General features: G+C 67.3%; 15 protein-coding genes. 10 read left to right on the top strand and 5 right to left on the bottom strand.

Annotated elements, in window-relative coordinates; translation table 11 throughout:
* Positions 1-135 precede the first annotated feature (135 nt).
* The 5 genes from QXZ94_RS31520 (at position 136) to QXZ94_RS31500 (ending at position 7,182) form a co-directional block, all read left to right on the top strand.
* A complete protein-coding gene (locus QXZ94_RS31520) occupies positions 136-1,302 on the top strand; it encodes an acyl-CoA dehydrogenase family protein (protein WP_172114716.1) in 1,167 nt (388 codons plus the stop codon).
* A gap of 8 nt (positions 1,303-1,310) precedes the next feature.
* On the top strand, positions 1,311-2,423 hold the full coding sequence (locus QXZ94_RS31515) for a CaiB/BaiF CoA-transferase family protein (RefSeq protein WP_315725004.1): 1,113 nt from the start codon (positions 1,311-1,313) through the stop codon (positions 2,421-2,423).
* 2 nt (positions 2,424-2,425) lie between these two features.
* Positions 2,426-3,274: a MaoC family dehydratase N-terminal domain-containing protein gene (locus QXZ94_RS31510; protein WP_315725002.1), complete on the top strand. Its 849-nt coding sequence runs from the start codon at positions 2,426-2,428 to the stop codon at positions 3,272-3,274.
* Between the two features lie 140 nt (positions 3,275-3,414).
* Positions 3,415-5,034 carry a benzoylformate decarboxylase gene (gene mdlC / locus QXZ94_RS31505; RefSeq protein ID WP_315725000.1) on the top strand — a complete coding sequence of 540 codons (1,620 nt, stop codon included), beginning with the start codon at positions 3,415-3,417 and terminating at the stop codon, positions 5,032-5,034.
* Positions 5,035-5,397: 363 nt separating this feature from the next.
* Entirely contained in the window at positions 5,398-7,182 is a 1,785-nt protein-coding gene (locus QXZ94_RS31500; RefSeq protein ID WP_315724998.1) for a hypothetical protein, read from the top strand.
* 402 nt (positions 7,183-7,584) lie between these two features.
* Here the strand turns inward: QXZ94_RS31500 and QXZ94_RS31495 are convergent, their stop codons facing one another.
* Together QXZ94_RS31495 and QXZ94_RS31490 are read right to left on the bottom strand one after the other, a co-directional pair.
* A complete protein-coding gene (locus tag QXZ94_RS31495) occupies positions 7,585-9,282 on the bottom strand; it encodes an outer membrane beta-barrel protein (protein WP_315724996.1) in 1,698 nt (565 codons plus the stop codon).
* A 439-nt stretch (positions 9,283-9,721) separates the two neighbouring features.
* Positions 9,722-10,519: a glucose 1-dehydrogenase gene (locus tag QXZ94_RS31490; RefSeq protein WP_315724994.1), complete on the bottom strand. Its 798-nt coding sequence runs from the start codon at positions 10,517-10,519 to the stop codon at positions 9,722-9,724.
* A gap of 86 nt (positions 10,520-10,605) precedes the next feature.
* Between QXZ94_RS31490 and QXZ94_RS31485 the strand changes: the two genes are divergently transcribed.
* Positions 10,606-11,076: a MarR family winged helix-turn-helix transcriptional regulator gene (locus tag QXZ94_RS31485; RefSeq protein ID WP_315724992.1), complete on the top strand. Its 471-nt coding sequence runs from the start codon at positions 10,606-10,608 to the stop codon at positions 11,074-11,076.
* Positions 11,077-11,615: 539 nt separating this feature from the next.
* A complete protein-coding gene (locus tag QXZ94_RS31480) occupies positions 11,616-11,870 on the top strand; it encodes a hypothetical protein (RefSeq protein ID WP_315724990.1) in 255 nt (84 codons plus the stop codon).
* An 83-nt stretch (positions 11,871-11,953) separates the two neighbouring features.
* Here QXZ94_RS31480 and QXZ94_RS31475 read toward each other — a convergent pair whose 3' ends face one another.
* Both QXZ94_RS31475 and trhA read right to left on the bottom strand, forming a co-directional pair.
* Positions 11,954-12,748 (bottom strand): SDR family oxidoreductase, encoded by a 795-nt coding sequence (locus tag QXZ94_RS31475; protein WP_315724988.1) that lies wholly within the window; start codon positions 12,746-12,748, stop codon positions 11,954-11,956.
* Positions 12,749-12,772: 24 nt separating this feature from the next.
* Positions 12,773-13,468, bottom strand: a complete 696-nt coding sequence (gene trhA / locus QXZ94_RS31470; RefSeq protein ID WP_172114734.1) for a PAQR family membrane homeostasis protein TrhA — start codon at positions 13,466-13,468, stop codon at positions 12,773-12,775.
* 205 nt (positions 13,469-13,673) lie between these two features.
* Here trhA and QXZ94_RS31465 point away from each other — a divergent pair, with 205 nt between their 5' ends.
* Entirely contained in the window at positions 13,674-15,137 is a 1,464-nt protein-coding gene (locus QXZ94_RS31465) for a YcjX family protein (protein WP_315724984.1), read from the top strand.
* Complete coding sequence (locus tag QXZ94_RS31460; RefSeq protein ID WP_315724982.1) at positions 15,134-16,165, top strand: TIGR01620 family protein; 1,032 nt, start codon at positions 15,134-15,136, stop codon at positions 16,163-16,165. Before QXZ94_RS31465 ends, QXZ94_RS31460 begins: the two co-directional genes overlap by 4 nt.
* Here the strand turns inward: QXZ94_RS31460 and QXZ94_RS31455 are convergent, their stop codons facing one another.
* Positions 16,166-17,671 (bottom strand): glycosyltransferase family 39 protein, encoded by a 1,506-nt coding sequence (locus tag QXZ94_RS31455; RefSeq protein WP_315726648.1) that lies wholly within the window; start codon positions 17,669-17,671, stop codon positions 16,166-16,168.
* Between the two features lie 224 nt (positions 17,672-17,895).
* Between QXZ94_RS31455 and QXZ94_RS31450 the strand changes: the two genes are divergently transcribed.
* On the top strand, positions 17,896-19,632 hold the full coding sequence (locus QXZ94_RS31450; RefSeq protein WP_315724980.1) for an adenylate/guanylate cyclase domain-containing protein: 1,737 nt from the start codon (positions 17,896-17,898) through the stop codon (positions 19,630-19,632).
* Positions 19,633-19,861: the final 229 nt, after the last annotated feature.

Here is a 19,861-nt window from a genome sequence, read left to right as displayed (position 1 = left end):
TGTCGCTGCGGCAAGGCTGACCGGCGGCAACGCTGGCATTCCAAGCTTGCCAAGCGTGGCACGCTTCGTCATAGGCTATCAGGAACAGCATACAGGGAGACGCAGGCCGTGCAGGATCGGCCTGCGAGGAAGCCAATGACAGAACAACATCAGCACGACGATTATGCCGACATTCGTGATGCCGTCGCAAAGCTCTGCGCCCAGTTCCCCGGCGAATATTGGCGCAAGCTCGATCGCGAGATGGCCTATCCGTCGGCGTTCGTCGATGCGCTCACGCAGGCTGGCTATCTGTCCGTGCTGATCCCCGAGGAATATGGCGGCGCCGGGCTGAAGCTGTCGGCAGCGGCCGCGATCCTCGAGGAGATCCAGCGCGCCGGCTGCAACGGCGGCGGCTGTCACGCCCAGATGTACACGATGGGCACGGTGCTGCGGCACGGCTCCGCAGAGCAGAAGGCGAAGTGGCTGCCCAAGGTCGCGAGCGGCGAATTGCGGCTGCAGGCCTTCGGCGTCACCGAGCCGACCTCGGGCACCGACACCTCCTCGCTCAAGACGTTCGCGAAGCGCGACGGCGACAGCTACGTCGTCAACGGACAGAAGATCTGGACCAGCCGCGCCGAATATTCCGATCTGATGATCCTGCTGGCGCGCACCACGCCGAAGGATCAGGCGCAGAAGCGCACCGATGGTCTCTCCGTGTTCATCGTCGACATGCGCGAGGCCAAGAAGGCCGGGCTGACCATCCGCCCGATCCGAACGATGATGAACCACGCGACCACGGAGGTGTTCTTCACCGACATGCGCGTGCCCGCCGAGAACCTGATCGGCGAGGAGGGCAAAGGTTTCCGCTACATTCTCTCCGGCATGAATGCCGAGCGTATCCTGATCGCGGCCGAATGCGTCGGCGACGCCAAATGGTTCATCGCCAAGGCCACCGCCTATGCCAAGGAGCGCGTCGTGTTCGGCCGTCCGATCGGCCAGAACCAGGGCATTCAGTTCCCGATCGCCAAGGCCTATGCCTCGATGCGCGCGGCCGAGCTCATGGTCAAGGAAGCCACCCGCAAATACGAGGCGGGACTGGATTGCGGCGCCGAGGCCAACATGGCCAAGATGCTCGCCGCCGACGCCTCGTTCGAGGCGGCCAATGCCTGCATCCAGACCCATGGCGGCTTCGGCTTCGCCGAGGAGTATGACGTCGAGCGCAAATTCCGCGAGACGCGGCTGTATCAGGTGGCGCCGATCTCGACCAACCTCATCCTCTCCTACGTCGCCGAGCACGTGCTCGGCATGCCCAGGTCGTATTGAGGTCTGTCATGCTTCCGCTTGAAGGGATCACCGTCGTCGCCGTCGAGCAGGCCGTGGCTGCGCCGTTCTGCTCGTCGCGACTGGCGGATGCCGGCGCCCATGTCGTCAAGATCGAACGTCCCGAGGGCGATTTCGCCAGGGGCTATGACGCCGCTGCCAAGGGCCAGAGCAGCTACTTCGTCTGGCTCAACCGCGGCAAAGACTCACGCGTCGTCGACCTCGCCGAGCCGGACGGCCGCGCCGAGCTCGAGACGCTGATCGCAAGCGCCGACGTGCTGCTGCAGAACCTCAAGCCGGGCTCGATGGACAGAATGGGCTTTGCCCGCGAGCGGCTGCGCAAGGACTATCCGAAGCTGATCTGCTGCACCATCACCGGCTATGGCGACACGGGTCCCTATGCCGATCGCAAGGCCTACGACCTGCTGATCCAGGCCGAGAGCGGGCTCGCCTCGATCACCGGCGGCCCCGAGGGCCCGTCACGCGTCGGCATGTCCATCGTCGACGTCGCAACCGGCGCAACCGCACATGCGGCGATCCTGGAGGCGCTGATCAAGCGCGGCCGCACCGGCGAGGGCGCCGACATCCGGATCTCGATGTTCGACGTGATGGCCGACTGGCTCACGGTGCCCTTGCTCAACGCCGAAGCCGGCAATGCGCCGAAGCGCATCGGCCTCGCCCATCCCTCGATCGCGCCCTACGGCGTGTTCACCTCGAAGGACGGCAAGGACATCCTGATCTCGATCCAGAGCGAGCGCGAGTGGAAGACATTGTGCGCCAAGGTGCTGGAGCAGCCTGCTCTGCCCGACGATCCGCGCTTTGCCAACATGGTCGAGCGCGTGCGCAACCGCGCGCTGACGGACAAGATCGTCGCCGACCGCTTTGCCGCGCTGTCGCGCGACGAGCTGCTGACGAAACTCGCCGCGGCCGACATCGCCTTTGCCGAGGTCAACAGCATGGCGGACCTCGCAACGCATCCGCATCTGCGGCGCATCGAGGTCGACACGCCGAACGGCGTCGTCTCCTATCCGGCGCCGGCGGCGATCGTGGTCGGCGATGACAGGCGCTATGGCGCGGTGCCCGCGATCGGCGAAGCCGCCTCGCCGCATCAGCAAAAGGGTTGATCATGACGGACACGCTCGATCTCGATCACCTCAAGCAATGGGTCGGCCGCAGCGCCGAAGCCACCGACATCGTCACGGCGCAGCTCACCAAGGGCCTCCGCGCGACGCTCTTCCAGGACATCGGCGAGCCGACATCGGGCGAGATCGCGCCCTACACGGTGCATTGGTGCCTGGGCCAGCCGGTGTTTCCGCACGATCAGCTCGGCCCCGACGGCCACCCGACCCGCGGCGGCTTCCTGCCGCCGGTGCCGCTGCCCCGGCGGATGTGGGCCGGCGGCGAGGTGCAGGTCGTCGATCCGCTGCGCGTCGGCGACGTCGCCACGCGGGTATCGACGATATCGGACGTCAGCTTGAAGAGCGGCTCCACCGGCCGGCTCTGCTTCGTCGCGGTCGAGCATGTCGTGTCGACACCGCGCGGTGTCGCGATCCGCGAGCGCCAGGACATCGTCTATCGTGACATGGGCGGCGCGCCGGCTGCGCCCGCGAAGGCGCCGCCGCCTCCGCCGGTCGCGCAACACAGCGAGAGCCATGTCTCCGATCCCGTGCTGCTGTTTCGCTATTCCGCGCTGACCTTCAACGGCCATCGCATCCACTACGACCGCGACTACGTCACCAAGGTCGAGGGCTATCCGGGTCTCGTCTTCCACGGCCCGCTGCAGGCCGCGCTGCTGGTCGAGTTCGCCGCCAAGCTCAAGGGCAAGCCGCCCGCGAAATTTGTCTATCGCGGCGTGCAGCCGCTGTTCGAGGGCAGCGAGTTCTCGGTGAATGCCAATGACAAGGACGGCGGCCTGGAGCTGTGGACCGCCAACGCCGAGCGCCAGCCGACGATGAAGGGCACGGCGACGTGGTGAGATAAGCCCGTCGTTCCGGGGCGATGCGAAGCATCGAACCCGGAACCTCGAGATGAGGGAAAAGAACCGCTCGAGATTCCGGGTTCGATGCTCCGCATCGCCCCGGAATGACCGCATACACGGACACTCGAGGAAACGCTGTGGCCAAGACAACGAAAACAACGACCAAGCCCGTCACCGTCAAGCAGGCCACCTTCGACCTGCTGCGCGCGTTCGGCATCAAAAAGGTGTTCGGCAATCCCGGCTCGACCGAGCTGCCGTTCCTCAGCGACTGGCCTGACGACATCGACTACGTACTCGGCCTGCAGGAGGCCTCCGTGGTCGGCATGGCCGACGGCTATGCGCAGGCGACGCGCAACGCCGGCTTCGTCAATCTGCATTCGGCCGCCGGCGTCGGCAATGCGCTCGGGAATATCTACACCGCGCACCGCAACCAGACGCCGCTGGTCATCACCGCCGGCCAGCAGGCGCGCTCGATCCTGCCGCTGCAGGCGTTCCTCTACGCCGAGCGCCCGAGCGAATTTCCGCGGCCTTACGTCAAATACAGCGTCGAGCCGGCGCGGCCGGAGGATGTGCCGGGCGCGATCGCGCGCGCCTACTACACGGCGATGCAGCCGCCCTGCGGCCCGACCTTCGTCTCGATCCCGATCGACGACTGGATGCATCCGGCGCAGCCGCTATCGGCGCGCAAGGTCAGCCGCGAACTCGGCCCCGATCGCGCCGCGATCGAAGAACTGGTCGGTGCGCTCGCTGCGGCGACCAGCCCCGCGCTCGTCATCGGCCCCGGCGTCGATCGCGCCGGCTGCGTCGATCTGATGGTCGCGGTGGCCGAAAGAACGAAGGCCAGCGTCTGGGTCAGCCCGTTCTCGGCGCGCTGCTCGTTCCCCGAACGCCATCCGCAATTCCACGGCTTTCTGCACGCCGCGCCCGGACAACTCTCGGAGGCCCTGAAGCCGCACGACCTCGTGGTGGTGATCGGCGCGCCGGTCTTCACCTTCCATGTCGAAGGCCATGCCGCGATCTTCGACGGCGCGACGACGCTGTATCAGATCACGGACGATGCCGACGGCGCCGCGGTGCCGCCGATCGGCACCAGCATCATCGCGACGATGCGTCCCGCATTGTCGCTGCTGCTGGAGTTGCTGCCGGAGAGCCGGCGCGCCGCGCCGAAGGGCCGCGTCCTGCCCGATGCGCCGAAGCCGGCGGATCCGATCCCGGTCGATTACCTCCTGCACACGCTGTCGCAGGCGCTGCCCGCCGGCGCCGCTGTCGTCGAGGAGATCCCCTCGCATCGCCCGGTGATGCACAAGTTCATGCCGATGCCGGGCGCGGAGTCGTTCTACACGATGGCGAGCGGCGGGCTCGGCTACAGCCTGCCGGCGGCGGTCGGCATGGCGCTGGGCCGCAACGCGGGCCGCACGGTGTGCCTGATCGGCGACGGCTCGGCGATGTATTCGCTGCAGGCGCTGTGGACCGCCGCGCAGCGCAGGCTGCCGATGACGGTGGTCGTCATCAACAATTCCGGCTACGGCGCGATGCGCTCGTTCAGCCAGGTCATGCAGGTGCGCAACGTGCCCGGGCTCGATCTGCCGGGCCTCGATTTCGTCAAGCTCGCCGAAGGCATGGGCTGCGATGCCGTGCGCGTCGGCCGCTCGGCCGATCTTGCCGCCGCCCTGGCGCGGGCTCTGGCGCATGACGGCACCAGCCTCGTCGAGGTGATGGTCGATTCCGCGGTCCCGCTGCTCTACGCCAAGAGCTGAGCAGGAGCTGAGCAGGAGCTGAGCGAGGGCTAAGCCGCCGTTCGCTCAGCGGACGTCTTGTCAACGCAACGCCGATGCGACAATGCGTCGCATCTTCAATGGCGGCGGGGTGGCATGCCGCGAAATGCCCACCGGCCGGCCGCATCGGTGCAACCGCCACCGACGTCTACAACCGATTGTTTCAAAAGCTTTCTGGCCCCCTGCGCCATGTCGCCGCGGCCAGCCCGCCGCAAACACCGCGAAATCCCGCCGCCAGATGGCAAGCGGGCGCCATGCTGCTTGCAAGGTCCGACCATCCTGCAAACCAAAATCATTTCCACAAGGTTCCATCATCCAATCCAGCGTACCAAGGGAGTTGAGCTGATGGCGGACAACAAGAATTTCAAAACCGCGGCATCGAGGACCGATCTCTATCGCCATGTCAGCGTGCTGGCCCTGATGTCCGCTCTGGCGCTGACGGCGCTCCCGCATCAGGCCAATGCGCAGGCGGTGACCACCGCGCTCGCCACCTCCGCGACGACCAACGCCGCCGCCAAGGCGGCGCAGGATGCCGCGGCGAAGGCTGCTGCCCAGGCGGCCGCCAAGGCGGCCCAGGACGCCGCCGCCAAGGCTGCTGCCGCGGCAGCCAGCAAGGCCGCCCAGGACGCGGCCGCGAAGGCAGCGGCAAAGGCGGCCAGCGACGCAGCCGCGAAGGCCGCGGCGAATGCTGCCGCGAAGGCCGCCGCCAATGCTGCTGCGAAGGCCGCCGCGAACGCCGCCGCCAAGGCAGCAACGACGGCAGCGACGACCGCTGCCACCACGGCCGCGGCGACCGCCGCGAGCACGGCCGCCAAGACGACTGTCGCGAGCACGGCAACGACCACGAGCACCGCCAAACCGGCCGCTGCAGCCGCAACGACCAGCACCGCCGCAAAGCCGGTTGCAGCGGCCGCGGCATCGACCACGACCACCGGCACGGCCAAGACAGCCGCCGCGACCACCACGACCACGACCTCCGCTGCCAAGCCGGCGGCCGCAGCGGCGGCCACCACCACCGTTGCCGTCGCCAAGGCCACCGCCACGCCTGCGGCCGCAGCAACCCCCGCCAAGGCTGCCGCCGCCGCCGCGAGCAGCACCGATGCCGTCGCAAAGGCGAACGCCGCGGCTGCGGCTGCAGCTCAGGCCGCGGCCGCCGCCGAAGCCCAGGTCGCCGCCGACCGCAAGGCCATCGACGTGGCACGTCAGGCCGAGCAGAACGCGAAGGGCGCCGCGATCGAGGCCCAGGAGCAGGCCGAGAAGAACCCGACGGCCGCCAACCAGGCCGCGGCCACCGCGAATGCCGCGAAGCTCGCGGCCGCCTCCGCCGCGCTGCAGGCCGCCTTCCAGAAGCTCGACAAGGACATCGATGTGTCCAACGAGGCCAAGGAAGCCGCCAACGCCGCCAAGGATACGGCGCGCGAGACGGCCGAGGCTGCCGGGAAGGCTGCCCAGCAGGCCGGCCAGGCCGCCGGCAACGCCAACAATGGCGGCAATGCGAACAATGGCGGCGCCGCGGCCGGCAACGGCAACGGCAATGCCAACAACAATAACAACAACCAGCAGAACCAGGAGGCGAAGGAAGCCGCCGAGCAGGCCGCGCTGCAGGCGGCGCTGAAGACCGGCGAGCAGGCGCGCGCGGTCGCCCAGCAGAAGACCCAAGCCGCCAACGCCGCCGCGAGCCAGAACCAGAAGACCGTCGAGGCCGCGCTGAACCAGAAGATCGGCGCGATCGACGCTGCGGTCGAGGCGGCCGAGCAGAAGGTGAATGCCGATCGGCAGGCCCTGGAGAAGGCCCGCCAGGCGGCGCAGACGGCGCAGCATGAGGCGCAGGAAGCCGCCGAGGCGGTCGAGCGCGCCAACAACGCGGCGAACCAGGCCGCCTTGGCCGCCGCGCAGGCCAAGGCGCAGACGGCCACGACCGCATTCAACCAGGCCAACGCCACGCTGAACGCCGACAACCAGGCCCTGACCCAGGCCCGCGAGACCGGCGAGCAGCAGGAGGGGGCGTTGCGCGCAGCGGCCCAGCAGCAGATCCAGGCCGGCTACACCGCCGCGCAGCAGGCGACCCAGGCCGCCTGGGCCGAGGCACAACAGATCGGCAACGCTGCGCTGGCCGCCCTCGAGCAGTAAGGCCACGGCGCTCCGCGTCGCCTTCCGGTTGATCCTGGGCGGCGCGGACCCGATAATCAGAACAAGGCCCTCACCAGCCGCATGCCGAACAGGCCGGGGGATCACGGTCACGCGACGGGATCTGACCTCACCCCGTCAACTGATCCGCCCCGGTCCCCCATCCGCCGGCCATGCATGCCTCCCGCCCCGCCCCCTTGCGGGGCTTTTTTTTTGCGCGGGCGGACGCGTGAGCCCGGCGCACTCCGTCTCGCCGTTCTTCGCGGGCGCGCAACGAGCCTCGCTGTCGCCGAGCGGGGATGAGGTGGGGGCAGCGGAACGGGCGGCGCAGTTTCCTGCCAAGTACTGATCATCCGCCAGCCCGACAGATGCGATCGCGGCGGACGACGGAGCGCTCCGTGACGCTCAATATTGATACCGCACGCCGACGAGACCGACGACCGCCATGAAGTTGTTGAGCGGGATGTTCGAGCGCGTCCATTCGGTGCGGACCTCGCTCTTCAGCTGAATGTTGCGGTTGACCTTGTAGGTGCCGGCGGCGGCGACGAACATGCGCTGGTCGACCCGGCCGCTGCCGACGAACTGATCCTGGCCATAGCCGGCGCGCAGCGTGCCGATCAGCCAGGGCTCGAACTGATGATCCATCTGCAGGATCACGTCGCGCGACAGGATGCCCGAGACGTTGATCGCCGGCGTCTCGGAGGCCTGCGAGCGCGCCACCAGCACGAAGGTCGTGGCATCGGTCGCGGCCCAGGCCAGCGTCGCGTCCGCGATCACGCCGCTGATGTTGGGCATCATGGGCGAATCCATGCGGCGCGTGAGATAGCCCACCGAGGCTTCGCCGGTCAGCGATCCCATGTTGACGACGGCGCCGGCCCGCCCGGCAATGCCGGTGGAGTCGCGGCGCTGGCCGTTGAAATCGACCTGCAGATCGTGGTTGCGACGATCGAAGCTCATGTCGATGAAGGGCGAGATGTTCGGCGTCAGCACATAGGTGACGCGCATCTGGGCCCCCGGCTGGGTGTAGTTGCGATCCCGCGTCCGCAGCGGCACGTTGGCCGTGATCATGGCATCGTTGAAGACGACCCGATCGGCCGATCCCTTGAAGGCGATCTCGGTCGGGCCGATCTTCTGCAGCACGCCGGCGCTGCCCCCGAAGGTCGTCGCGCGCGGCAGCTTGAGCGCCCCCGGAAGCGCCAGGGCATCGTTGACGAACCGCGCCTCGCCCGTGACCGCAGTGCCCTCGGTAACGTCGTAGCGCCCTTGCGCGCGCGCCTCGAAGGTCGGATGGCTGAGGGAGCGGACATTGGTGTCCTCGGTGTAGGCGCCGCGCAAATCGGCATTGAGCTGATGCCGCTCCCATTGCGACCGCACCGAAACTTCCGTCGCCACGATGGCGACGGGTGATCCGGGCCCTGCGTTGCGCCGCGTCGGATTGGTGTCGTAGCCCGCCTGGATCTCGACGGCCGGCTTCACCAGGAAAGACCCGACCGTCAAGCCGGTCGGATCATAGGGCTTGGCTTCGGCCGTCACCGGCTGCGGCTTCACCGTGTTGAGATTGCGCTCCGGCAGGACGTCGCGGTTGCGCAGCACGGCCGCCGGCTGGGCTGCCGCCACGGTGTCCTCCGGCTTCTCCGCCGGGGGCGCATTCGCCGGCGCCGCAGGCCTTGCCGCAATCTGCCTGGCTGCGGATGGCGGCGCGGGAGACATCGTGCGCGCGGCCTCGCGCGCCGGCTCGGCCGTGGCGATCAGCGCGCCGCGCGCCGGCTGAAACATCGCGGGGCCAAAGCCGCCCGCAGGCTTGCCTGGCGCAGCCAAGGTTGGCGCGCCGGCCTCTCGCACGGGGCGCAACAGCGCGCTGACGCTGCGCGGATCCTGACGCATCATCAGTGTCCGGCTGTCGGTGGTGATCCGCGGAACGTGGTAGTAGATGCTTCGCGCGGTGACGTGACGAAAGAACAGCCGATCGGCACGTCCCGGCACGACATCGGTCGGCTTGGTCTTGATGGTCTGCTGCGCGGACGCGGCATCCACCACCATCACGGTCAGAAGCAGCACCTCGACGAGCGCAAGCGTAACCCCGCGCTGGGATCGCGTCACCATGAGCCGCTTCGTCCGCACGGCGAACGCGCCGGTCTTGTGTGGTGAATGAGCTTGCAACGGAAAGCCGGGGCTGTGCAGAAATCGTGCGATGACGTCGGGGCGCTGCCGACATCACACGCAGCCTGTGCACGCGACCAACTCCCCTTGCCGGCCAGATGACCGGCAAAGGTCGGCGGAAGTTTTGCCGAGCTGCGGAGATTTCATGCGGACGGACGCCCGCAGCAAGCTGCCCTACGCGGACCGCATCGCAGTCTCGGCGTTCGTGGACAGAACTAATTAGTTGAAACGACGATGCGGACCGCTCATCGCCGCCGATATTGGCTGAAATCCGGCTTTGCGACGATACCGCAGGGATCGCCGATGACAGATCTCGCCCCATTCCGGAGGCAGCTGCGGGCCGCGCCCGTCGCTCCCGGGCGACCGACACGATCCGTCGGCCTCAGGAGGCCAGAAACCCGCCATCTGCGGCCAATACGTGGCCGACGACATAGGACGAGGCGTCCGACAGCAGCCACAGCACTGCCTCTGCGATGTCGTCAGGCTGCCCCATCCGGCGCAGTGGCAGGCCCGCGGCGACGGTCGCGATGTCGCCGACGCCCGCGCGCAGCATCATGTCGGTGACGACGCGTCCCGGCGCAATCGCGTTGATCCGGACGCCACGCGGCGCCGCCTCGAGCGCGACCGAGCGCGTCAGCGAGATGACGGCGGCTTTCGAGGCCGAGTACAGCGCAAGCCCGACATTCGGATTGCGCACGCCGCTCACGGAGGCATTGATCACGATGCGCCCATGCCCCCGCGCATACATGATCGGCAGTTGCGCGCGCAGGCAGAGAAAGACCGAGCGCACATTGGCGTCAAATACGTCCGCATAGACGCCGTCGCCCTGCTGCTCGATCGGCGCCCGACGCTCCTGGAACCCGGCATTGTTGAAGGCCGCGTCCAACCGGCCGTATCGATCCATCACCGACCGCACGAGATGCACCACGTCCGCCTCTTGGGTGACGTCGGCTTTCACCACCAGCGCCTCCGCGCCGAGCGAGCGGCACCGCGCCGCCGTATCTGCCAGCGCGGCCTCGCGTCGGCCGGCGACGACGACCGCCTGTGCGCCTTCGGCCGCGAGCTTCACGGCGGTTGCGCGACCTATGCCGGAGCCGCCTCCCGTGACGAGGCAGACCTGCCCCTGCATGCACGACGCCTTGGGCGAGCGGGCGTCGGCGGTGAGCGGCGTATCGGTCATCTCGTACCCTCCGGCGAGACAGCGCCGTCGATGCCACGTTGCATCGGCTATTTGTTGTATGATACAACTATATGGCAGGAGTCAAGATGCCCGATCCCGATCTCACCCTCGTCGACGACATTCGTGCCGCTTCCCGCCTGATGGTGCGCGAGCTCGGCTTCATGGAATCGACGCTGGCCGCAACCGATTATCCGCCATCGGCCGTTCACACCATCCTGGAGATCGGCCTGCGCGGCCCGCTGACGGCGATGCAGCTCGGCACGGCCCTGCATCTGGAGAAATCCAGCGTCAGCCGCATGGTCCGCAAGCTGGTCGACGTCGGCGAGCTGCAGGAGACCGTCGATCCGGCCGATGCCCGCATCAAGCCGCTCTGCCTCACCGCCAAGGGACGGAAGACGCTGGCCGCGCTGCATGCCTTCGGCCGGCAGCAGGTTCGCGGCGCGCTGTCTTCGCTGTCGAAGGCCGAACGGCAGACGGTGCGCGAAGGCCTGTTGCTGTACGCCCGCGCTCTGGAGACCTGGCGCGCGACGGACCGCGATCTGCAATCGCCAGACTAGATCATGATGCGTGTCGGCGGAAACGCATCATGATCTTATCTCTTTTTTTTGAGCATGATCCTTTCGGAGAACCGGTTTCCATTTTTCCGGATCATGCCCTCGCGATGCGCCCGGCGGGCGGACCGCGCATGCGAGCCATGAGAAAACTGCCCGTCGTGTTGAAATGCCGCAGCAGGGGCCCTTGCCTCGTCGGGCAAATCACGACGATCTTTCCGCGCATCCCGCCTCACCACGGAGGGGCGTTGCGCGCGATCGTCACGACACGCGAGGCGGGGATGCGGTGGCCGCGACAGCTCGCAGCGTCTCTTCGGAGGTGCGGACGAACGATGCTGGTGCGGACGTGAAGTTGCGTGGTCCTGGCGCCCCGATGCTGGCGTCAAGCGCGTGGCGATGCTCACGCATCGTACGGGCGACGGTGGCTAAACGCCGGACACCGAGGAGAGCGCAAAATAAGCGTGAAAACCACCGCGCGGGGAATGCCGGGTCGATCCGGCTGAACCTGTGGTACCTGCCGCCTGCATTTTTTTCGCAGGCGGGCCATGGGTGACGCCGTCACCCGGCATTCCCTGCGCCCTTCGTTTGGTGGAAGGGACAAGTCAACCGTACAGCTCGGGCATGATGTGCCGCGAGAAGGCCCAATGACGTCCAGCGATGTTCGATCATGTCCGCTGCTGATGGTGTGCCGACAATCTCTCTTCATCGTCATCCTGGCGATCGCCGGGATCCATACGCCGCGGCTGAAATCGTCGAGCGAGATCGTCGACGCGCGTGCCTCGAACTGCTCCCTGGGGTGATGGGTCCGGCGTTCGCGGGGACGACAACGGAGGATGTTGAGAACGTTCGCGGGCATCGTCGTCGGCCGACGGTGACCGCAGCCCTACGTCCCGAACTCCTCGCGCATCCTCGCCTGGATCTTGGCCATGCCGCCGAGCCAGCGGTCGTAGTTCTCGGTCTTCTTGCGCATGTAGCCGAGCACCTGCGGATGCGGCAGGATCAGGAAGCTCTCCTCGGCAAGCCCCTTCAGCACGTCCTGTGCCACCTGCTCCGGCGTCAGGTCGCCGTCGCCGGATTGCGGGCCCTTCGGGATCGATCGCAGCATGTCGGTGTCGACGCCCTGCGGACACAGGATCGAGACCTTGATGTTGTCGGCCTTGTGCGAGATCGCGAGATTCTCGGCAAATCCCACCGCGGCGTGCTTGGTGGTCGAATACGGCGCGCTGCCGACCTGCGACAGCAGGCCCGCCGCCGAGATCGTGTTGAGGAAATACCCGCCGCCGCGCGCCTTGTAACGCGGGATCAGGTGCCGCGCGGCCCACACATGGGCCATCACGTGAATGGCCCAGCTGCGCGCCCACGGCTCGTCGGAGGTGCCGCCGACATTCACCGACAGCGGATCGAAGCCGCCGCCGATGCCGGCATTCGAGCAGAACAGCGCGATCGGCCCAAAACGCCGCTCGGTCTCCTCGATGACGCGCCTGATGTCGGATTCCTGGGAGACGTCGCATCGGAAGGCCATGCCGCCGATCGAATCAGCGACCGCGTTGGCGCCGGCCTCGTCCAGGTCGGCCACGATCACCTTGGCCGCGCCCGCGCGCGCGAACGCCTCGCACATCGCCTTGCCGATGCCGCGGGCTCCGCCGGTGACCACCACGATTTTTCCGGTCACCTGCATGCAAAGCCCTCCGCGTGGAATTTTCTATGTCAGAACCAGATCGAGCACGGCTGTGTAGTGGAAGCCGGCCCCCAGCAGCACGAAACCATGCCAGATCGCGTTCTGGAAGCGCAAGCGTCGCCAGGAGTGGAAAATGACGCCGAGGCTGTAGAGGATGCCGCCGGTGAGCACGCAGGCCAGCACCGAGGTCGGCATGACCGTGATCACCCGGTCGTACATCATGATGCCGCTCCAGCCGAGCGCCAGATACAACCCGATCGACAGCGTGTCGAACCGGCCCGGCCAGCGCAGCTTGAGCACGATGCCGAAGATTGCGACGCCCCAGACCCCGAGCAGCAGCGCCGCCGAGAACAGCGAATCCTTCAGCGCCGCGATGAACGGCGTATAGGTCGCCGCGATCAGCACATAGATCGCCGAATGATCGAACCGGCGCAGCACCCATTTGGTCGGCGACACCGGCCACAGATTATAGGTTGCCGACAGGATCAGCATCGACAGCAGGCCGGACACGTAGATCGACACCACGACGATGTCGACGGGGTTGGCATAGATCGACGTCAGAACGACGAGCACGGTCGCGGCCACCAGGCCAAAGCTGATGCCGACCAGATGAACGATGCCGTCGGCGATCATCTCGACCTTGTCGTAATTCCAGCGGACCGCCCCGGTGGCGGCGTGGACGGACGTGGAGGCGAACTGCTTCAGTTGAAATACGGTCATGGACGAACCTGAGACGAACCTGGCGCTGGATTGCCGGGAGATAAGCTTGCAGGGACGATTATGGTTTCCAGTGGTCAACGTTCCGTTCAAGCTGTGGTTCTACCGGGAACGGGCCGCAAATGTGAGCTTGAATCCGGCGTTTTGCATCGCCACCTATCAAAAGTCGCTCACGCCCTTTTCAACTGGCGAATCCCCCTTCCCTGCCATGGTGTCCTTTTCCGAACTCGTCGAGGAAGCACGGCTCTCGGCCCGCGCCTTGCTCGACTACGGCGAGAGCTTCCTCAACCCGACGATCCGGCTCGGGGTCACCGGGCTGTCACGGGCCGGCAAGACCGTGTTCATCACGGCGCTGATCCACGGCCTCGTCCGCGGCGGACGCCTGCCCGTGTTCGAGGCTCTGGCCTCCGGCCGCATCGCCCGCGCGTATCTCGCGCCGCAACCGGACGACGGCGTGCCGCGCTTTGCCTATGAAAGTCATGTCAGGGCACTGGTCGCAGAGCGGCGCTGGCCGAGCTCGACGGTGGACATCAGCGAGCTCCGGCTGGTGATCGAATTCCAGCGCGGCAACGGCGCCGAGCGCACCCTGACGCTGGACATCGTCGACTATCCCGGCGAATGGCTGCTCGACCTGCCGCTGCTCAACAAGAGCTATGAACAATGGTCGCGCGAGAGCCTTGCGCTGTCGCGCAGCGAACCGCGCGCCAATCTGGCCGGCGCATGGCACGCGCATCTGGCGACCCTCTCCGCCGAAGGGCGCGAGGACGAGCCGGCGACGCTGGAAGCCGCACGCCTGTTCACGGACTATCTTCGCGCCTGCCGTGACGACCGTTTCGCCATGAGCCTGCTGCCGCCCGGGCGTTTTCTAATGCCCGGCAATCTCGCGGGATCACCGGCGCTGACCTTTGCGCCGCTCGACGTGCCGGCTGACGGCCATGCGCCGGACGGCTCGCTGTGGGCGATGATGGTGCGCCGCTACGAATCCTACAAGGACATCGTGGTCAGGCCGTTCTTCCGCGATCATTTCGCCCGGCTCGACCGCCAGATCGTGCTGGTCGACGCGCTGGCGGCGTTCAATGCCGGACCGGAGGCCCTGCATGATCTCGAAGCCGCGCTGACCGGCATTCTCGATTGCTTCCGCGTCGGGCGCAGCTCGGTGCTGTCCACCTTGTTCAGGCCGCGCATCGACCGCATCCTGTTCGCGGCCACCAAGGCTGACCATCTGCATCATACCAGCCACGACCGGCTCGAAGCGGTGCTCCGCCGCGCCGTCAACCGGGCGGTAGCCCGCGCCGAGAGCACGGGTGCTGCGATCGACGTCGTGGCGCTGGCCGCGGTCAGGGCGACGCGCGAGGCGCTGGTCGCCCGCGGCCGCGACAAGCTGCCGTCGTTGCTCGGCACCCCCGCCGCCGGCGAGAGCGCCAATGGCGAGATCTTCGACGGCAATACCGAGGTCGCGACGTTTCCGGGCGAGCTCCCCGCCGATGCCGAGGAGCTGTTCAAGGGCGGCGCCTATCGCGGCCTGTCGAGCGCCGCCGCCGACGGAACCGATTTCCGCTTTCTGCGCTTCCGCCCGCCGCTCCTGGAGGCCGACGCTGGCGGCGAGCCCGCTTTGCCCCATATTCGTCTCGACCGCGCCCTTCAGTTCCTGATCGGAGACCGGCTGCAATGAGCGAACGCACCAGGCACCGCCGTCCCCAGACGTTCCGGCTCGACGATCCCGATGTGGTCGTGGTCGATGCCGACGATGCCGCCAGGCCGGGCCGCGGCACGATCCAGATCACGCCGGAAGCCGATCCGGCGCAATTGCCGGTGCCGGTCGAGGTCGTGCTGCCGGCGCGGCGCGGCTTTCGCTGGGGCGCGCTGTTCTGGGGCTCGGTCGGCGGCCTCGTCCTGCTCGGTCTCGGCCTCGGCGTCACCAGGCTGATCGAGGATCTGTTCGCGCGCAGCGAGGCGCTGGGCTATGTCGGCGCGGGCTTTGCCGCGGCAGCGGCCATCGCGCTGGCCGCCGTGATCGGGCGCGAGACCTATGGGCTGGTGCGGCTGGCCACCATCGAGAAGCTGCACGCGCGCGCCGCCGCGGTGCTGCTGTCGGATGATCGCGTCGAGAGCCGCGAGGTCGTCGCCGAGCTGCTGCGCATCGCCCATGCCAATCCCCGGCTGGCACGGCCGCGCGCCGAACTCGCCGGCCATGCCGACGACATCATCGACGGCGCCGACATGATCAAGCTCGCCGAGCGCGAGCTGATGGCCCCGCTCGACATCGAGGCGCGGCGGCTGGTCTCGGTCGCGGCACAGCGCGTGTCCGTGGTGACCGCGGTCAGCCCGCGCGCGCTGATCGACGTGCTGTTCGTGTTCGTCGCCAGCTTGCGGATGATCCGGCAGCTGGCGCACCTCTATGGCGGACGCCCCGGTGCGCTCGGCATGATCAGCCTGCTCCGTCACGTGATCGCCCATCTCGCGATCACCGGCGGCATGGCCGCCAGCGACAGTCTGATCCAGCAGGTGCTGGGTCACGGCATTGCGGCGAAGCTGTCGCAACGCCTCGGCGAAGGCGTGCTCAACGGCCTGCTCACGGCGCGGCTCGGCCTCGCCGCGATCGACGTGACGCGGCCGATGCCGTTCGCCGCGCTGCCGCGCCCGGCGCTCGCCGATCTCGCCAAGGACTTGCTGCGCAAGCAGGATGAGGACGACAAATGATCAGGCGCGTGCCATGCCGTCGAGATCGCCGGCGAGCCACCGCCATTGGTAGAAGGGCGAGTCCGGCGGTGGCGCCAGCTCCGGCGTCCAGCCGGTCAGGCTGTCGATCGCATAGCGATCCATGACGACGCCGCGCCAGGTCCGCTCGACGCGACCAAGCGGCTCGCGGCGCGCGGCCGTTTCGGCAAGCAGCCGGCCGGTGCCGTCCGGCTCGCGGACGACATAGAGGCCGGGATGTCCCGCGATCAGGCCCATGCCGGGATCACGAAAGCCCATGAAGCGGGCACGCTCGTTGATCTGAATGACCGGCACGCGACCCCTGAAGAACCACCGCATCATCGCATAGGTGCGATAGTCGGAGGTCGCGATCCAGGTGGCACCGGTCCTCGCCAGCTCCTGATCGACGCGCGCGGCGACCTGCTGATAGCCGGCCTCGGCCCCGATCGGATCGGTCCGCCCGAGGAAATTCCAGGGCGCGGCGACGTAATACAGAAAGATCAGCAGGACCGTGGCAATGCCGCTCGCGACGGCAATGCGCGCCCAGCGCCTGGTCGAGCGAATGAACCATGCCGACGCACCGTCCCGCGGCAGCGCCACGATGTTGATCGCGACCGCTGCAAAACCGATCGGCCACATGAACATCGGCCAGGTGTCGCCGATCCGCAGCGTGAACGACTTCCAGAGGAAGTACAGGAACGGCACCAGCACTGCGGTCGACAGCAGGATCGCAACGGGCTCCCGCTTGCGATAGCCGCGCCAGGCCGTGAGGGTCAGCGCGGACAGCGTGACCGGCAGCACCACGAAGCCGACCTGTCCGAACTGCAAACCGAGATAGTCGCCGAACGTCCGGAACGAAAAGTCGCGCGGGGCAGTGGCGCGGACGAATTGGAATCGAAACGAGGCCCAATCATGCTGCGCGTTCCAGATCAGCACCGGCGAGAACACGACGAGCGCAATCAACGCGCCACACCAGGGATAGGGGCTGAGGAGCCAGCGGCTGCGCCACGCAGGAACCAGCAGGAACGCCGCCACCGCCGGCAGCAGCATGACGACGGTGAACTTCGAAAGCAGCGCGAGGCCGCCGAACAGCCCGGCGGCCAGCCACCAGCGGCCGTCATCGGTCTCGGCGAGCCGCACCAGCGCCCAGATCATCGCCAGCGCGAACGGGATTGCTGCGATATCCGGAGCCACCTTGGCCATCAGCAGGCCGTAATACAGCGCGGCTTCCGGCAGCAGCGCGGCGAGCATCACGGCGCGGGCATCATGCGTCACGCGGCGGACGATGTCAGCGAGCAGCAGCTGCGACGCGCCCATTGCAACAATCCCGGCGAAGCGTACGCCGAGATTGGTATCCCCGAACAGCGCGGTCCCCAGCCGGATGAACCAGGCGATCATGGGCGGATGATCGAGGAAGCAGAGCTGCAATTCCTTCGACCAGGTCCAGTAATAGGCCTCGTCGGTGCGCAGATCGAGGACGCTCGCATAGACGATGCGAACCATCGTCATGCCGGCGATCACGGCGAAGGTCAGGAGCCACGCGGCGCGCGCGGACCGCGGATGAGCGCTGTCGATGCTGGAGGAAAGGGCCGTCACGCGGTGCTTTTCCCCGACTCCGCCGGGCGAGTCAACGCTCCCACGCGCCCGCCTCCCTCGCCCGGCCTCGGCGCCCGCCCCTCTAGGCCGGCAGGGAATAAATCTCTAGCATCGCGGTTCGAGAGCTCACGGACCGCATGACCCCTTCGCTTTCCCATCGTCTGAAAACGGACCTTCGCGGCATCGGCGTCCGCCAGCTGCGGCTCATCTGCGGCCTCATTCTCTTCAGCTACCTGCTCAGCCACTTTCTCAACCACGCGCTCGGGAACATCTCGCTGCAGGCGCTCGCCGATGGCGTGGCGTACCATCTGGCGTTCTGGCAGTTCCTCCCGGTGGCCGTCCTGTTCTATGCCGCCGCTCTCACCCATGGCGGCCTCGGCGTATGGGCGCTCTACCAACGCCGCCAATTCAGCCGCAACACGTTGGAGCCGCTGCAGCTCGTGCTCGGCCTGAGCATTCCGGCGCTGATCTTCAGCCATCTCGCCGGCGTCCGCCTCGGGTACACCCTCTACGGACACGACAAGCTTTATCCGCAGGTTCTGTATTCCTATTGGGCCGGGCCGTCATGGCGGCTCTGGCTGATGTCGGCAACGTTGCTCACGTCGTGGACCCATGGCTGCATCGGCCTGCATTTCTGGCTACGTCTGAAGCCGTTCTACAGGCGCGCGGCACCATGGCTGCTCGCCTGCGCGGTACTGATCCCGACGCTGGCGCTGCTCGGCTTCTATCGCGGCGGCCGTGACGTGATGGCGGCCAGCGCAGCGCCGCAATGGCGCGCCGAGAACCTGTCGCCGCGGCAGACCGGGACGCCGTCGGAACAGGCAAAGCTCGAGGCCATCATGAACGGCTTCCTGATCGGCTATTTCGGCCTGATCGGAATCGTGCTCGCCGCCCGCGGCGCACGCGCATTGCATGAGCGGCGGGGCGGCATGGTGACACTGTCCTACAACAATGGACGCATCATCCGCGTGCCGAAGGGACTTTCAGTGCTCGAGGCCAGCCAGCGCAACAACGTGCCGCATGCCAGCATGTGCGGCGGCCGCGCGCGCTGCTCGACCTGTCGCATCAGGGTGATCGGCGATGCCAGCGCTCTGCCCGCACCGTCGCCGCGCGAGGCGTTCGTGCTGGCGCAGGTCGGCGCTGCAGACCCCTCGATCCGGCTGGCCTGTCAGCTGCGCCCGACGGACGATCTCTCCTTCTTCCAGCTGTTCATGCCGAACCTGGCGCCGGGCGATCGCGGCAGCCAACGCGCCGGCATCGGGCAGGAGCGCTATCTGGTCAGTCTGTTCGTCGACATGCGCGGATCGACCGGCCTTGCCGAGAAGCGGCTGCCGTTCGATGTCGTGTTCATCGTCAACCGTTTCCTGGGCGCGGTCTCGCAGGCTGTCTTGAGCAATGGCGGCCAGCCCAATCAGTTCGTCGGCGATGGCATGCTGGCGCTGTTCGGCCTTGCAGTCGATCCGCACATGGCCTGCCGCCAGGCGATCCAGGCCGCCCGTGACATCGCAGCCAATATCGCCGAGCTCAATGCGGTGCTCAGCCACGATCTGCACGATCCGATCCGGTTCGGAATCGGCATTCACGGCGGCGAGGTCATCGTCGGCGAGATCGGCTATCGCGACCACATGGTGTTCACCGCGCTCGGCGATGCCGTCAACGTCGCATCGCGGCTGCAGGACATGACGAAGACGCTCGGCTGCCAGGTCATCATCTCCGAAGACGTCTACGCGCGTGCCGGAGTTGCCTCCGGCACATTGCCGCAGCAGGAGGTGGAGATCCGCGGGCGCGCCGAGCCGATGCGGGTCCGGACGGCGATGGATCCGGCCGACCTCGGGCCGCTCGCACCTGCTACGGAGGAGGGCGCCGCCGCGTGAGGGGTCTCGTTGAACCTGTTTGCACCGTGCTCAGTCATACCCAGAAGGTTGAAGTGGCCGGCGGAACGATAAGTGTGAGCGGCCAATTGCCGCAAAGGCGCCATGATATCGATCATTTCGGGTCAAAAGCGCCCGCTGTTTACGCTACCAAGCCTGTAGCAACCGAAGTAGTCTTGAACTCCGAGTGGGACGGTTTGCGGGGACCGCCGGCTCGAACTGGATTGATCCC

It is taken from the genome of Bradyrhizobium sp. SZCCHNS2022 (assembly GCF_032377575.1).
Taxonomy (GTDB): domain Bacteria; phylum Pseudomonadota; class Alphaproteobacteria; order Rhizobiales; family Xanthobacteraceae; genus Bradyrhizobium; species Bradyrhizobium aeschynomenes.
This window is presented reverse-complemented; position numbering and strand designations above follow the sequence as displayed.

Excerpts from the sequence above, each read along its gene's own strand:
- QXZ94_RS31490 (WP_315724994.1), bottom strand. The coding sequence starts at position 10,519 with ATGACCGATACGCCGCTCACCGCCGACGCCCGCTCGCCCAAGGCGTCG.
- QXZ94_RS31495 (WP_315724996.1), bottom strand. The coding sequence starts at position 9,282 with ATGGTGACGCGATCCCAGCGCGGGGTTACGCTTGCGCTCGTCGAGGTG.
- QXZ94_RS31485 (WP_315724992.1), top strand. The coding sequence starts at position 10,606 with ATGCCCGATCCCGATCTCACCCTCGTCGACGACATTCGTGCCGCTTCC.
- QXZ94_RS31520 (WP_172114716.1), top strand. The coding sequence starts at position 136 with ATGACAGAACAACATCAGCACGACGATTATGCCGACATTCGTGATGCC.
- QXZ94_RS31455 (WP_315726648.1), bottom strand. The coding sequence starts at position 17,671 with ATGACGATGGTTCGCATCGTCTATGCGAGCGTCCTCGATCTGCGCACC.
- QXZ94_RS31475 (WP_315724988.1), bottom strand. The coding sequence starts at position 12,748 with ATGCAGGTGACCGGAAAAATCGTGGTGGTCACCGGCGGAGCCCGCGGC.
- QXZ94_RS31450 (WP_315724980.1), top strand. The coding sequence starts at position 17,896 with ATGACCCCTTCGCTTTCCCATCGTCTGAAAACGGACCTTCGCGGCATC.
- QXZ94_RS31460 (WP_315724982.1), top strand. The coding sequence starts at position 15,134 with ATGAGCGAACGCACCAGGCACCGCCGTCCCCAGACGTTCCGGCTCGAC.
- QXZ94_RS31515 (WP_315725004.1), top strand. The coding sequence starts at position 1,311 with ATGCTTCCGCTTGAAGGGATCACCGTCGTCGCCGTCGAGCAGGCCGTG.
- trhA (WP_172114734.1), bottom strand. The coding sequence starts at position 13,468 with ATGACCGTATTTCAACTGAAGCAGTTCGCCTCCACGTCCGTCCACGCC.
- QXZ94_RS31500 (WP_315724998.1), top strand. The coding sequence starts at position 5,398 with ATGGCGGACAACAAGAATTTCAAAACCGCGGCATCGAGGACCGATCTC.
- QXZ94_RS31480 (WP_315724990.1), top strand. The coding sequence starts at position 11,616 with ATGGGTGACGCCGTCACCCGGCATTCCCTGCGCCCTTCGTTTGGTGGA.
- QXZ94_RS31465 (WP_315724984.1), top strand. The coding sequence starts at position 13,674 with ATGGTGTCCTTTTCCGAACTCGTCGAGGAAGCACGGCTCTCGGCCCGC.
- QXZ94_RS31510 (WP_315725002.1), top strand. The coding sequence starts at position 2,426 with ATGACGGACACGCTCGATCTCGATCACCTCAAGCAATGGGTCGGCCGC.